Origin of the sequence: Streptomyces sp. NBC_00873 (assembly GCF_045207415.1) — a bacterium.
GTDB lineage: Bacteria > Actinomycetota > Actinomycetes > Streptomycetales > Streptomycetaceae > Streptomyces.
This window is the reverse complement of the sequence record NZ_CP108803.1, coordinates 8,351,430-8,365,241: the sequence shown is the minus strand read 5'-3', so window position 1 is coordinate 8,365,241 and position 13,812 is coordinate 8,351,430. Positions and strand designations below refer to the sequence as shown.

At 63.2% G+C, this 13,812-nt stretch carries 6 protein-coding genes and 5 pseudogenes; 6 read left to right on the top strand and 5 right to left on the bottom strand.

Annotation, left to right across the window (positions count from 1 at the left end; translation table 11 throughout):
- Positions 1 to 132 precede the first annotated feature (132 nt).
- Positions 133 to 1,071, top strand: a pseudogene (locus tag OH809_RS38640) (transposase); the annotation flags it as partial.
- Positions 1,072 to 1,091: 20 nt separating this feature from the next.
- On the opposite strand, the pseudogene OH809_RS38635 reads toward OH809_RS38640, so the two are convergent.
- Both OH809_RS38635 and OH809_RS38630 read right to left on the bottom strand, forming a co-directional pair.
- Positions 1,092 to 1,796 (bottom strand): annotated as a pseudogene (locus OH809_RS38635) (transposase); the annotation flags it as partial.
- A 244-nt stretch (positions 1,797 to 2,040) separates the two neighbouring features.
- Complete coding sequence (locus tag OH809_RS38630; protein ID WP_406516318.1) at positions 2,041 to 2,823, bottom strand: transposase; 783 nt, start codon at positions 2,821 to 2,823, stop codon at positions 2,041 to 2,043.
- Between the two features lie 52 nt (positions 2,824 to 2,875).
- Between OH809_RS38630 and OH809_RS38625 the strand changes: the two are divergent.
- The 3 genes and pseudogenes from OH809_RS38625 to OH809_RS38615 form a co-directional block, all read left to right on the top strand.
- Positions 2,876 to 3,502: pseudogene (locus tag OH809_RS38625) on the top strand (integrase core domain-containing protein); the annotation flags it as partial.
- Between the two features lie 481 nt (positions 3,503 to 3,983).
- Positions 3,984 to 4,802 (top strand): endonuclease/exonuclease/phosphatase family protein, encoded by an 819-nt coding sequence (locus OH809_RS38620; RefSeq protein ID WP_406416510.1) that lies wholly within the window; start codon positions 3,984 to 3,986, stop codon positions 4,800 to 4,802.
- Between the two features lie 274 nt (positions 4,803 to 5,076).
- Positions 5,077 to 5,778, top strand: a pseudogene (locus tag OH809_RS38615) (helix-turn-helix domain-containing protein); the annotation flags it as partial.
- A 769-nt stretch (positions 5,779 to 6,547) separates the two neighbouring features.
- On the opposite strand, the gene OH809_RS38610 reads toward OH809_RS38615, so the two are convergent.
- Positions 6,548 to 9,964, bottom strand: coding sequence for a beta-N-acetylglucosaminidase domain-containing protein (locus OH809_RS38610; protein ID WP_406416512.1), 3,417 nt, complete (start codon positions 9,962 to 9,964; stop codon positions 6,548 to 6,550).
- Positions 9,965 to 11,000: 1,036 nt separating this feature from the next.
- Here OH809_RS38610 and OH809_RS38605 point away from each other — a divergent pair.
- Entirely contained in the window at positions 11,001 to 11,567 is a 567-nt protein-coding gene (locus OH809_RS38605; RefSeq protein ID WP_406416514.1) for a hypothetical protein, read from the top strand.
- On the opposite strand, the gene OH809_RS38600 is transcribed toward OH809_RS38605, so the two are convergent.
- Positions 11,485 to 12,003 carry a transposase gene (locus tag OH809_RS38600; RefSeq protein ID WP_406416516.1) on the bottom strand — a complete coding sequence of 173 codons (519 nt, stop codon included), beginning with the start codon at positions 12,001 to 12,003 and terminating at the stop codon, positions 11,485 to 11,487. The two genes, OH809_RS38605 and OH809_RS38600, sit on opposite strands and share 83 nt — an antisense overlap.
- A gap of 9 nt (positions 12,004 to 12,012) precedes the next feature.
- On the opposite strand from OH809_RS38600, the gene OH809_RS38595 reads away from it, so the two are divergent.
- Positions 12,013 to 12,732, top strand: coding sequence for a reverse transcriptase domain-containing protein (locus OH809_RS38595; RefSeq protein ID WP_406416517.1), 720 nt, complete (start codon positions 12,013 to 12,015; stop codon positions 12,730 to 12,732).
- Between the two features lie 19 nt (positions 12,733 to 12,751).
- On the opposite strand, the pseudogene OH809_RS38590 reads toward OH809_RS38595, so the two are convergent.
- Positions 12,752 to 13,755: pseudogene (locus OH809_RS38590) on the bottom strand (IS5 family transposase).
- Positions 13,756 to 13,812 lie beyond the last annotated feature (57 nt).

Genomic DNA, 13,812 nt, shown 5'->3' with positions numbered 1-13,812 from the left:
GCCATCTACGGCTCCCGGCCTCGCAGCGGGCCGAGGACGGGGAGGTGCGCTACACCGTCGGCGCCGATGGCATCTTCCACATCATCCCGCTGAGCTGGCCGGGTAACCGGCTGGCGGTCCCGGCCGACCTGCCGCAAGAAGTCAGACGCCGCGGCCCTGGCCAACATCCTGCGAACCGACATGGCCGCCCACCGCCCGCTGCCCGCGGACTCCGAGCTCGTGCAGGCCATCGCCGTGCTCGCGCGTGCCCAACAGGACGCCGTCTGGGCCCGCGGCCAGGCCCAGAACAAGCTCCGTTCTCAGCTCAGGGAGTTCTACCCGGCGATCCTCGACGCCTTCGCCCAGCACAAACACGGCCTGTGCTCGAGGGAAGCCCGCAGCATCCTGGCTGCAGCCCCGACGCCGACTATGGCGGCGAAGCTGACACGTCGGCGCCTGCAATCCCTGCTCAAGCAGGCCGGCAGGGTTCGCGGCATCCAGACCGAAGCCGAAAGGCTCCACGAAGTCTTCAAGCGCGAGTATCTCCACCCGCAGGTCGAAACAGCCCTCGGGCATCAGACATCCGCCCTGCTCAGGCAGCTGAACACCGCTTGCGACAACGCTGAACAGCTCGAAGAAGCCGTCACGCAAGCCTTCGCAGAGCATCCCGATGCCCCGATCATCCGCAGCTTTCCAGGTCTCGCCTCACTGACCGGCGCCCGGATCCTGGCAGAGATCGGCGATGACCGGACCCGCTTTGCCAATGCAGGATCGCTCAAGGCCTACGCAGGAAGCGCCCCGGTCACCAGGTCCAGCGGCAAGAGCTGCATGGTCATGAGTCGGAAGATCAAGAATCAGAGATTGGCGGCCGTTGGCTATGTCTGGGCATTCGTCTCCCTTACCCGCTCACCAGGCGCCAGAGCCCACTACGACCGCCGCCGAGAGGCCGGCGACCGCCACGTCGCCGCCCAACGGAACCTCTTCAACCGCTTCATGGGAATGCTGTTCTACTGCCTCCAGAACGGTCACATCTATGACGAAGCAATCGCCTTCCCACAGCCGTCACCCGAACTCTCTGCAGCAGCGGCTTGACGCTTATCCGCGTGGGATGTCTTGTCCCCGGCGACCGCGTCCGGCCGGGTGCGGGGACGGCCGACGGGCCCGCGGACCCGTACTTTCCTGAGCACGGGGATGAACTGCGGGCTGTCGGCGGCCTGTCCCGCGGTCAGGACGAACGCCAGCGGGCGGCACTTGCGGTCGGCGGCGAGGTGGACCTTGCTGGTCTGCCCACCTCTGGAGCGTCCGAGGAGGGCGGCCTTCAGCCGGAGTTTTCGGCGACGCCGGATGCGTCGTCGTTCTTCCCGCTCGGGATCGTTTTCGGCGTCCTGCCCGGTTTGTTCTTCGAGGCCGCCCCCTTTGACCTGGCCTTCTCCTCCTCGGCGGCGGCCTTCTCCAGCGTGGTGATGACGTCCTGGTCCAGATGCATCCCGGCGGCGTCGTGGTGAGCCCGCGCGGTGGTGGAGTCGACGCTGACCAGGGACAGGTCCACCTCGCCCCGCTTCGCGGCCTCCGCGATCAGCCCCCTCCAGCAGGGCCTCGAAGACGCAGGCGTCACGCCACTGCCGGAAGCGGTTGTGGACGGTCGACCAGGCACCGAACTCCTGCGGCATCTCCCGCCACTGCCCGCCCGTCCTGAACCGCCAGATCACCCCCTCGAACTGCTGCCGCAGCCGCTCGGGGTACGGGCCGTACTCGCCGATGGGCAGGTACGGCTCGATGAACTCCCACTCCGTGTCCCTCAGTTGCACTCGCGTCACGCAAGAACACCTACCGGTCCAGGCCCCGCCGCGAGGGCGAATCCCGCAGATTGATCAAGACTCGATACGCGCCCTAATGGTTTTCTGAGCTCGTGCCGGGTCGGTGCTCGGTTTAGGGCGGGTGATATCTGCTGGTCTGCCCAGCTTTTCCACGGGTTCGGTTCCGGTCGGGCCTTGAGGGCGGGGTGGACAGGGGTGTCAGATCAGTCCCGGTGGGGCCGTGCGTGATGGCGAACAAATGCGTCTAGGCTTGCTGCCAGGGCCAGTTGTGGGGCAGGTGCAGGGTGATGCGCCGTGCGGAGCGAGCGATCCGGGCCGGGACGTGGACCAGGTGGGCACGGATCGTGGCGGTGGTCGCCTTCGCGTGGAAGGCCGAGGTGTGTGCTCCGACGGCCCGCAGCAGGTTGTAAGCCATCGCCCACAAGATGAGCCAGGCCGAGTTGGCGTGGAAGCGCCCGGAGGGCGGGTGGGCCAGAGCGCCGGCTTTACTGTCCGCGATGACCTGTTCCACCACCGCGTGGTGGCGGTGTTCCCGTTCGGCCTGGAGTGTCCCGGCGGGGTTGTCGATGAAGAAGGGGTGGTAGCGCCAGACGGGAAACAGCTCGCCCTGTTCTCCCACGACGGCAAGTTTGGCCAGGTCACGGACCCGGCGCACGATCAGCCGGGCCGTGACGCGCTCACTCTTGTTGCGGCTGGCGAACGCGGTGTATGCGGGTATCTCGGCGACCTCGGCGTCCGAGATGAGATCACCGGTGTCTGGATCTTCCACCGCGTTCGGGTAACTAATCTTCTGCCATGCCTGGTTGGGGATGCTGAGGACGGCCCGTTTGATGGACGGGTTCATGCCGGTGGTGATGGAGAAGCGGGCTCCGGCCCGGCGGCACGCGGCGATCACACCGGCGTTGTAGAACTGTGAGTCCGCCCGCAGGATCCGCATGCCGGTACAGCCCGCCTCGACGGCGGTGGCCAGGGCCTCGCTCACGAATTTCGGGGCGCCGCGGGCGTCGGCTGCCTTGCCGCGTCGCATCCGAACCGCGGCGATCACCGGCCGGGAGTGCGGGGTGCAGATCGTGGCGAGCATCCCGCCCGCACCCGAACGGGGGCACACAACTTGGGCCGACTTCCTGCGTTCCCAGGCCGACGCCATCCTGGCCGCCGACTTCTTCGAGACCAAGACCCTCACCGGAACGACCCTGACCGTCCTCGCGGTGATCGAACACGCCACCCGCCGCGTGCGGGTCCTTGGCGTCACCGCCCACACGACCGCGGCATGGGTCACCCAACTCGCGAGGAACCTGGCCATGGATATCCAGGACGCCGGAACGAAGATCAAATACCTGATCCGGGACCGCGACGTGCGCTACCCGGCCGGCTTCGACGGCGTCCTGGCCGAGGAGGGAATCAAGGTCGTGCAAACCGGGGTGAGAATGCCCCGCATGAACGCGATCACGGAGCGCTGGATCCGCTCGTGCCGGACCGAACTCCTCGACCGCACCCCGATCTGGGACCATGCCCACCTGCTGCACGCCCTGCGCGAGTACGAGGCGTTCTACAACGCGCACCGCCCGCACCGCACCCTCGCCGGCGCCGCACCCCTGCGCCCGCCGCCCGAACCGATCACCGAACCCGACCGGCTCGTCCACCTTGACGTCCACCGACGCGACCGCCTCGGCGGCATCCTGCACGAGTACCAACATGCAGCGTGAGCAGCACGGATGTGGTTCTCGACACCTACAAGGTCGGCCAGGGCAGCAGCAGCGCGATCGCCTGCCACTCCGCGTCCGTCATGTCCGTGGTGTAGCGGCGCGGATGAACAGGGCGGCCGGCGCCGTGGCCGAACCGGCACGCGGCGCAGGAACAGCCGACTTCCTCGACCGCGGAGACAGGGGACGGTGTGGTGGCGTACAACGGCATGACAGGACCTCTTGGTGCAGCGGCTGGCTTCGACACCGCTGTTGCCCCCGGCACAGTGCCCTGAGCGCCATTGGCGTATGTCGCCCCCGTACCGCCGATGGCCCGTCCACGCGCCGCGAGTGAAGGCGGCTTCCCGGCACGGGGCGTTGCCGCTGAGGCTCACCTCACTCGTTTCCTCAGCGTTCATTGGGCATTTGATCGAGAGTCGGATGCATTCATCAACGACCGTTAGCAATGGGCTGTTCTTCGTTCGTCTAAAAACAAAGGTGTTTCATGAGTCGTATGTTCGGCAGGTCCGTGCTGACCGCTGTCCTGGTCCTCGTCTCGATGGCGATCGCGCCCACGTCCTGGGCAGACACTTCTGGCCGGGATCTCACGGTCGCGACCTACAACATCCACCACGGCGCGGGGGCCGACGAGGTTCTCGACCTCGAGCGCATCGCGCGTGTCGTCAAGGACACCGGTGCCGACGTCGTCGGCCTGCAGGAAGTCGACCGGTACTGGTCCTCGCGCAGCAACTTCGTCGATCAGGCCAATTGGCTTGCCGAGCGCCTCGACATGCACGTGGCCTACGGGGCCAACCTCGACCTCGAACCGGCACAGGCCGGCGACCCCCGTCGCCAGTACGGGACCGCGATCCTGTCCCGCTTCCCGATCCTTGACTCCCACAACACGCTCCTTCCCCGGCCGGAGCAGGGCGAGCAGCGCGGCCTGTTGGAGGCGAACATCAAGGTGCGCGGCACCACCATGCGCTTCCTGAACACGCACCTGCAGCACAACTCGCAGACCGAGCGCCTGGCGCAGGTGGACACGATCAACGACATCGTCGACGACTCCGACCGCCCCACCGTGCTGGTCGGTGATCTCAACGCCACCCCGGACACTCCCGAGATCGCAACGGTGACCAAGCACCTCGACGACACCTGGCTCGCCGCCGGACGAGGCGACGGGTTCACCCATGACGCGCTGAACCCGCACCTGCGCATCGACTACGTCCTCGCATCGCCGGGTATCGATGCCCACCGTGCCCGCGTCCTCACCACCGACGCGTCTGATCACCTGCCTGTCAGTGTCGACATCACCCTCCCGTAACGCCTGACAGACGGCCGTGAGCGGCTCCCGGCTGCGATCCAGCCGGAAGCCGCTCACGTATGCGGTCGGGCCGGAGGAACCGGCCGTCCCGGTCGGCTGACAACCGCGCGGTCGCCCCGGTCAGGCGCCGGAGGCCGCGGCGTAGCGGTGCCCTTGCCGATAACCTCATCCGCCCTGGTGGGGGTGGGTGTGCCGGGTTTCGCGGTTGCCGACAGCGATCGCTCAAGCAAGGGCTCTCGCGCTGCCGGCGGTCACTGCGGCATCATGATCGACCGTGCTGCTTCGACTGGCTTACCTCGGTGTGACGAACACGTTCGCCATGCTGCGCCTGCTGCCGATGGGCGACAGGGACAAGGACATCGAGATCCTCGCCCTGCGCCACCAACTGTCGGTGCTGGAGCGTCAATTCGGCAAGGCGAAGGTGCGGTTCAGCCCGAGCGATCGAGTGTTTCTGGCGGCGCTGCTGCATCGGCTCCCGCTGGACGTACTGCGCCGGCTACGGCTACTCGTTCAGCCGGACACCGTGCTGCGCTGGCACCGCGACCTGGTCGCACACCACCACGCTGCCGCGTCACGCCCGAAACGACCGGGACGGCCGCGTACCGTGCAGTCCATCCGCGTTCTTATCCTGCGCCTGGCACGGGAGAACCCCAGCTGGGGCTACCGCCGCATCCACGGCGAACTGATGGTCCTCGGCGTGAAAGTGGCCGCCTCCACCGTCTGGGAGATCCTGCGGGACGCCGGGATCGACCCGTCACCCGAACGGAGCTCGAGTACCTGGGCGGACTTCCTGCGTTCCCAGGCCGAGGCCCTGCTGGCCTGCGACTTTCTGGAGACGGTCTCCTTGTCCGGGGCGCGGCTGTTCGTGTTCGCGGTGATCGAGCACGGCAGTCGCCGGATCCGCATTCTGGGTGCGACCGCGCACCCGTCCTGCGCTTGGGTGGTGCAGGCCGCGAAGAATCTGGTCATGGACTTGGGAGCGGGCCCCGTGGTACACCACCAAGGCCGAGCCGGCCCTGTCCGACATGGTCGCCAAGCTCCGCCGGGTGATCATCGCCGCCCGATTTACGCCCACCCGCCCAGGCCGGCCCACGGATGAGGAAATCCGCGTCGTCCAGCAGGCGTGGGCCGCAGCCGGCGCAGCCTGATCACCCAAACCTGTCAGAACATCGAAAGTCGAGTAGGACTACGCGGGTCCTTCACCTCGGCCAACAACCTCCAGAGCACACCCGACTCCGGCACAGACGACACGGGCGACATCACGGCAGCAGGCATGGAAGACTGACGATTCACCGAAGCTCCGTTGGTTCAGGGCGACTTGAGAGGTCACCCCACCCAACGGAGCTTCGGCTTTCCCGGACACGGGCCCCTCACCTGCGAAAACGTCACCCCGACGGACTTTGCGTCAGCCCTGACGTCTCACGCCTCACGAACTACATCTGCCGTGCCTGTGGCCGGCCGTACACAACGCGCGGGCCGAATCCCTGTGGGGAAATCCGGCAGTCGCGCTGGCCGAAGTGCTGGTGCAAGGAGAGGAACGGCTCTTGCGCGCCTGAGCCTCAAGGCGAGTGCAGTGGCAGCCGGTGCTGCCACCGGGGATCTTGAACGTCACACTTGCCACTCCTCAATCAAGTAGTCGACACCGGACGTGAAAACATGATACGCCTTTTCGGAGATCAAATCTTCTCACCGGTTTCCGAATTATCCCTCTTTATCGTAACGTCCAACGAGTTCCTTCAAGGCGGTCACATCGAGGGCGTGCTGGTCACCTTTCCGACGTAAAGCTCGTTTAGCCGGAGGCCGGAGTCGACTCCCCATTCCAGTTTGAATTCGGCAACGGGCGCATACTTGCGCAGATCGATGTTCTGATACGCGCCCGTAAATGTTCCGGCGTCGATCCATTCCGGATCCCCGGTCCCTGCTGCGCCAGCCTGCGCGAATCTCTTGACCTTCAGTTTCACTTCCGATCCCTCGTTCTTCATCAGGATCAGATTGGTTGCGTCCGGGGTATTGATGTTGTTGTAGGTCAGCTCTCCCGCCGTGTTGCCGACGTCGACATAGTTGAAGATATCGAGGTCGAGCAACTTCTCTAGGCCGCTTAGATTAGCTGAGAGAGCGAAGGTGTCCTCCTTGACGGTTGTATTAACCTTTATCTCATTGATCTTGAGCCAGTTGTTCTGTACGCCGTCGGTCAGCTTCACATAACGGGCCGATTTACCGCCGACATCCACAACATTGATGTTTCCCGCGCCAGCGAACGTGATCAGGTCACGCCAACTCATCCCGTCCGAACTCAGTTCAATCTTACCGGAGGACAATACGTCCCCGTCGGAGTTGATGAGCACGTCATAAATCGGAATCTCGCTTCCCAGATCGAATATGAAATGTCGATTTCCGTCCGATCCCCTGAGCCAGAGATACGTGGACGGATTACCGTCCACAATATTGCCCACATTCCCCGAATAGATACTGGCATTATAAGCCGCTGCCGACAGGGACGTTGAACCGCCGAAACTTACGGAAAGCTCCGTAAGTGCGAAGTTCCTTGCCTCCTGAGACGCGTTCCTCACGCGAATGTATTTAGCCGCATTGATGTGTGGATCCGACCAAGACATCGCGCTCCAGTTTCTCCCGTCTGCCGAGAACTCGGCGGTCAGAAACTTGAGGCCATCGTCAATTTTCAGAGAGTGCGCGTTCTTCAGCCTGTTAAATTGGAATCCAAAATAGTCCCCGGGTTCCAGCGTGATCTCAGCGACGTTCCGCAGTGCTGCGGAAGCGCCTTTGAACGTCAGCGCCTGATTCTTCAGCGCGGATACGTTGGTATAGACCTCTGCGGATCTTTCCACGTTCACCTGAAACTCTTTGACGGATAGGCCGCGATTCGGCGATCCGGTGTTCTCGTCGGTGAACTCGGCAGTGGCACGGTAACGCAAGAATTGTGCGTAAAGGTCAAGTCCTTGCGCAGAGATCGTGCTCGTTTCGAATTCCGCAACCTTTGTCCAGTGTCTGTTATCGACTGACGCTTCGAGCACACCCTTTTTATAGTACTTCGTGTCGTCCATCGCGATGTGTACGTTGTCGATATGCGCTTTCCTGCCGAGATTCACGCCGAAGTACGCGCCGCGCGACACCACCGTGCCCGAGTCGGTCGCCGTCGTCATATCGCCGTCCAACATCCTCGTGTAGTCGAGGGTCGTGCTGCCGAAACCGCGCATCTTGGGCGGCAGGGAGAGCCTTTCCATAAGCCGCATTTCCAGCAGGGACAGGATCTCCTCGGTGAAGGGAACGATCTCTTTTTGCGCAACGACCTTCGTCGAGGACGACACTGCTGCTTTAAGCTCTGCTCTGCGCTCAGAAATCCAGTTCATGGTTGCCTGGATTGATGCCGGATCATTCGGAGAGATTTCTCCCAATTTCAGCATTCCTTGCACAGTGTTTCTACTCGCCTGTGCAATCTTCTTCATTTTGTCCAACCAAGGCTTGAGCTCCCCCGAGATACCGTTCGTGCCTTGGTATGCCTTGAGTGTGTTTGCGGCACGGATAATGTCTTCGAATGATCGATCCAGGGACGCGCCAGGGTCGGGAATATCTTTGCCGACCGCAAACCGCTGTTTAAAGGTATTCATCTGGGGCAGCAGGTAGGTGGATTCGCCTGTGTTAAATGGGTTCAGTCCGTTTGACGCGTTCGCCGAAAAGGTGCGCAATGCCATCGCCGCCTGGGGATCATCCCGGATGACGTGGTCAAACGAGTCCTGCCAGCTCTGCTCATAATCGTATGCGTCGGTGTTCCATGTATAATTCGCGACGCTGAACAGCGGCACCTTGGACGCCTGCGCCTGATTCATCGGGTTCGAGGCAAAGCCCGAGATATTCTTCACACCCGGGTAGAGTCCCTTAGCCGGACCTATATGGACATAGCTCGCGCGTCCTAGATCATTTACCGGATAGTTCCACCACATATAGACCGGTCGGTCGATGTACTGGGTGACCCAGTCGATGACGCTCTGATTGACCGGCGAAACGACGTTATCGCCCGTCCACATGATTTGTACGTCTTTCGGGAACCTGCTGATATTCTTCAGGTAATCGATCGTTTTTTGACTGCCACTGTCCTTGCGGTAATACTGCGGGCAGAAGATGATCGGCTTGACATCGCCCTTGGGCTTTATGTATTCACTGTCTATCCGCGTGATAAAGTTCACGAGCTGGTCGTTGTTCGTTGCGGAGTCGTCAAAGAAAATCGCGAATTGCCTGACGCCGATTCCGTACATCTGGTCGAACTTGTTCTTGAGCGCCTGAATGTCGGCTTCCGAGCCAAGATCGATCTTGCCACCGACATGGGCGGCCCAGACGAAGTCAACGTTGTTTTCCAGACCCTTGCTGACCAACTCTTTCAGCTCGGCGAGCTTTTCGGGGGGATAGGGATCCCTCCAGCGCGACGCATGATAGGGATCATCCTTGGGCCCATACAGATAGGAATTCATCTTGAAGTCGCCGCCGAATGACATCAAGTCCTTGCGATTCTCGTGCGACCATGGTGTGCCGTAAAAGCCCTCGATGAAGCCGCGAAATTTTACGTCCGCATAATCTTCGATCAGCGTGTCGGTCAAAACGCCGCCCGCCTGCTCCAAGATCTGATCGAGCGTGGTGACACCGTAAAACGCGCCGCTGTTGTCAGCGCCCATGATGGCGATGGCTCGATCCGCTGCAGAGATCTTGAGCGCATAGCCGTCATCCTTTTTCACTGAATTCGTTGGGTCGAATTTTCCGTCTAGGTACTCGTAATCGGCTCCCTTGTTGTTGTCGATAGCGATCAGAACGTCGATATCGTGCACTGACGCGTCTCGCCGAGCCTTCGTGACGGTGAAGCCTCGTTCCTCGAAAAGTCTTTGTGCCTTGGCTGCGGTATTCTCGCCGACGCCGTCTTCCAGCACCAGATTGATCGTTTCTCCCGCGAGTTTCATCCTCCGCTGTCCAGCGACACACTTGTGCACCCTTGGATACAGGGCGTACTTGCACTCGACTTCTTCATCCAATGTCGAATTAGAAGTATTCGTTTCGCGCTCTTCGGCAGACGCCATGTTTGCCGGGAACATCGACAGCAACAAAAAAGAGATCAGCAATATTCCCAAACTTGTTTTGTATCTTGCCTTGGTTTGCATCTCGAATCCTCTCTTATCTGCTGATTGAGCCTCTATTTAGGGACTTTTGTGACGAACCAGCGCTCACCGATGAAGACTTCCAGGCTGATGAACAAAGATGATGGCGCCTGTCGTGGCCCAAAGCCCTCCCGCCACAACATGCTCGCTGGGCTTGCGTTGCAGTGCGAGTCCTACAGCCGTGGTCAGTCCGGTCAGGACACCCACCTTGTTGAAGCGGTGGCTGGCGATGGACCCAGAAGGTTGGCGAAACGTCCACTTTGGGGCATCTGCCGTGCTGCGTGTTGGCAGCCGCCGACTGGCTCGTAGGCGGAACGCCGGCGAGAAGATCACGATCTCAAAATGTGACTCTCACTGAACCTGTGCGGGGCTCGGAGCTCATGGAACGAACCTCGACGCGCCACAGCGAATAGCCGAACCTGGAGGTGCGCGCGATGCCCTGCATCCACATGTACCTGTTCAATGTCGGTCGCCAGCTGCGCACTCTGCTCGCCGGGCTCGGCGACCTACCCCTTGGCCAGCACGATCCGGCTGTACTTGTGAGCTGAATGTCGCTTCATACGCGCTTCAACCTACTTTCGAGAGATTGAAAGCCTCATCCGCTGTGGTGGTGTAGACCATAGGCCAGGAAAGGTTCGACGTCGAGTGCCTGTGAGTGCCTGAAACTGTGTCACCCCACGCGACCTGCGAGTATTCGTGGATGAGTCCGCCGAGTTGGTCGTGACGGACGAGGCACGTGTTGGCGTCGGCATCAGGGCGATTTCAAAGGCGGGTGATCTTGTAGGCGTGCAGGTCACGGCGGTGTGACGATGTTCGGTGGGCGCGCGACGTACGCAGCGAAGCTCCGTTGTGCAGGTGACCTTCCCAAGTCGCCTTCGCTCAACGGAGCTTCGACCGCCAGTCTGCCACCGGCTGCCTGAGTGCGTCGTGGCAAAGGGAGTCCCTGTTCGATGAGCAAGGGCTTCTTCGTGTGCAGGGCGTGATCGTGGAGGGGTAGGGGCAGGCAGCGGACGGCTTGTTGTTGATCGGGGAGGGTGCGATGCCGTCGGTGCTGGGGTTGATGGAACGGCGTGAGGCGCGGGCAAGGCAGGAGCTGGAGTCCTGGACGGAGGTCCTGGAGCAGGCTCAGGCGGAGGTGGATGCCGCGCGAGAGCGAGTCGAGCGAGCCCGGGTGGGGCGTGAGGAGCTCGTGTCGGTGCTGGCCGAGGAGAGCGCGGGGAATACGCCGGTTTCCGTTCCGTTTGATGGTGGGGCGGTTGCTGCTGGGGGATCGAGCGGCTCCGGCTCGGTGCGTGGCGAGCGGCCGCCGGTGTGGCGGTCGGGCATGGGTGAGGAGGTGCTCAGCGACCTGTATCGGGAGGTGTTCGCCGCGGTGGTGGCCGCGTCGGGGCCGGTGAGCGGGGTGGAGTTGACGCGCATGGTGGGCCGGGATGCGGAGATCAAGAACGAGGTGGAGAAGATCCGTCACCGTGCCTACGCGCTGGAGAAGCGGGGCTGGCTGGTACGGGAGAAGGACGGACGGTTCACGCTCGTGTCCGGGGTAGTCGGCCGGGACGCTTCTCCGGCCAGCGCGGGGCATCGCCGGCCATCTGGCGCGACAGCCTGATCACGGCTGCCCACCACACCATCTGCTGGTGGTGATCAGGGTGGCGTTCGTGGTCGCGGTTGAGGCGGCGTGAGCGGGAGAGCCAGCTCAGCGTTCGCTCCACCACCCACCTGCGGGCCAGTACGACAAATCCGCGTTGCCCATCGGATCGGCGCACGACCTCGATCCGGACTCCGTGACGGGCGAACGCCTTCGCCAGCGCCGGACCCTGGTAGGCGCTGTCGACCCACACCAGTTTCAGCAGCCGGCCCGGCTCGTCCATGAATGTCTCCAGCAGTGCGGGGGCGGCCTTGGAGTCGTGGACATCGGCCGTGGTCACGGTCACCTCCAGGAGCAGGCCCTCCGTGTCGGTCAGGATGTGGCGCTTGCGCCCGTCACGTGACTTGCCGCCGTCGTATCCGCGACTGTCCTCACCGACGGTTTCGGAGGCGTCCACCGACTGACTGTGGCATCCAAGACATATGAGTGGGTGCTGGAGGGCGACATCACGGCCTGTTTCGACGAGATCTCGCACTCGGCCCTGATGGACCGGGTGCGGGCTCGGATCGGGGACAAGCGTGTGATCGCGCTGGTGAAGGCGTTCTTGAAGGCGGGCATCCTCACTGAGGTGGGCACCTCCAAGGAGACCGTCACCGGCACCCCACAGGGTGGGATTCTTTCGCCACTGATGAGCAATGTGGCTCTGTCGGTCCTAGACGAGCACTTCGTCAAGGCTCCGGGCGGGCCGCAGTCCACGACGAAGCAGCGGTGGACACGGCGCCAGAAGGGGCTGCCCAACTACCGGCTGATCCGGTACGCGGACGACTTCGTCGTTCTGGTGTCGGGCACCCGAGCGCACACCGAGGCGCTGCTTCCGGAAGTGGCGGACGTCCTCGCCACCGTCGGTCTTCGGCTGTCGGAGGAGAAGACGCTGATCACGCACATCGACGAGGGCCTCGACTTCCTCGGCTGGCGCATCCAGCGTCACCGGAAGCGGGGAACGGACCGGCAGTACGTCTACAACTACCCGGCCAAGAAGGCACTTCGGTCCATCAAGGCCAAGACGAAGACGATCTGCCGGATGAACGTCAGCCTGCCGCTGGCAGTCCTGCTGCACAAGCTCAACCAGGTGCTGCGGGGCTGGACCGCCTACTTTCGCCCCGGGGTATCTGCCCGGGCCTTCTAGGGCGCGTATCGGGTCGTGATCAATGGGTGGTCCGGGTGAGGTCTTTGATCCAGATCATCGAGGCGCGCAGGTGGAGGCCGGCGAGGTAGCTGTCCGGGGTCTTGTCGTAGCGGGTGGCGATGCCTCGCCAGGCCTTGAGCTTGTTGATCAGGCGTTCGACGGTGTTCCGCTCTTTGTAGAGGTCCGCGTCGTGACTGACGGGCCGGCCGCCCCTGCTGCCCTTCTTCGTCCGATTGGCGGCTTGGTCCTTCTTCTCCGGGATGACTGCCTTGATGCCGCGTCTGCGCAGGTGGGCCCGGTTACCGCGGGATGAGTAGGCCTTGTCCCCAGCGACCGCGTCCGGCCGGGTGCGGGGGCGGCCGACGGGCCCGCGGACCCGTATCTTCCCCAGCACGGGGATGAACTGCGGGCTGTCGGCGGCCTGTCCCGCGGTCAGGACGAACGCCAGCGGGCGGCACTTGCGGTCGGCGGCGAGGTGGACCTTGCTGGTCTGCCCACCTCTGGAGCGTCCGAGGAGGGCGGCCTTCAGCCGGAGTTTTCGGCGACGCCGGATGCGTCGTCGTTCTTCCCGCTCGGGATCGTTTTCGGCGTCCTGCCCGGTTTGTTCTTCGAGGCCGCCCCCTTTGACCTGGCCTTCTCCTCCTCGGCGGCGGCCTTCTCCAGCGTGGTGATGACGTCCTGGTCCAGATGCATCCCGGCGGCGTCGTGGTGAGCCCGCGCGGTGGTGGAGTCGACGCTGACCAGGGACAGGTCCACCTCGCCCCGCTTCGCGGCCTCCGCGATCAGCCCCTCCAGCAGGGCCTCGAAGACGCCGGCGTCACGCCACTGCCGGAAGCGGTTGTGGACGGTCGACCAGGCACCGAACTCCTGCGGCATCTCCCGCCACTGCCCGCCCGTCTTGAACCGCCAGATCACCCCCTCGAACTGCTGCCGCAGCCGCTCGGGGTACGGGCCGTACTCGCCGATGGGCAGGTACGGCTCGATGAACTCCCACTCCGTGTCCCTCAGTTGCACTCGCGTCACGCAAGAACACCTACCGGTCCAGGCCCCGCCGCGAAGGCGAATCCCGCAGATTGATCA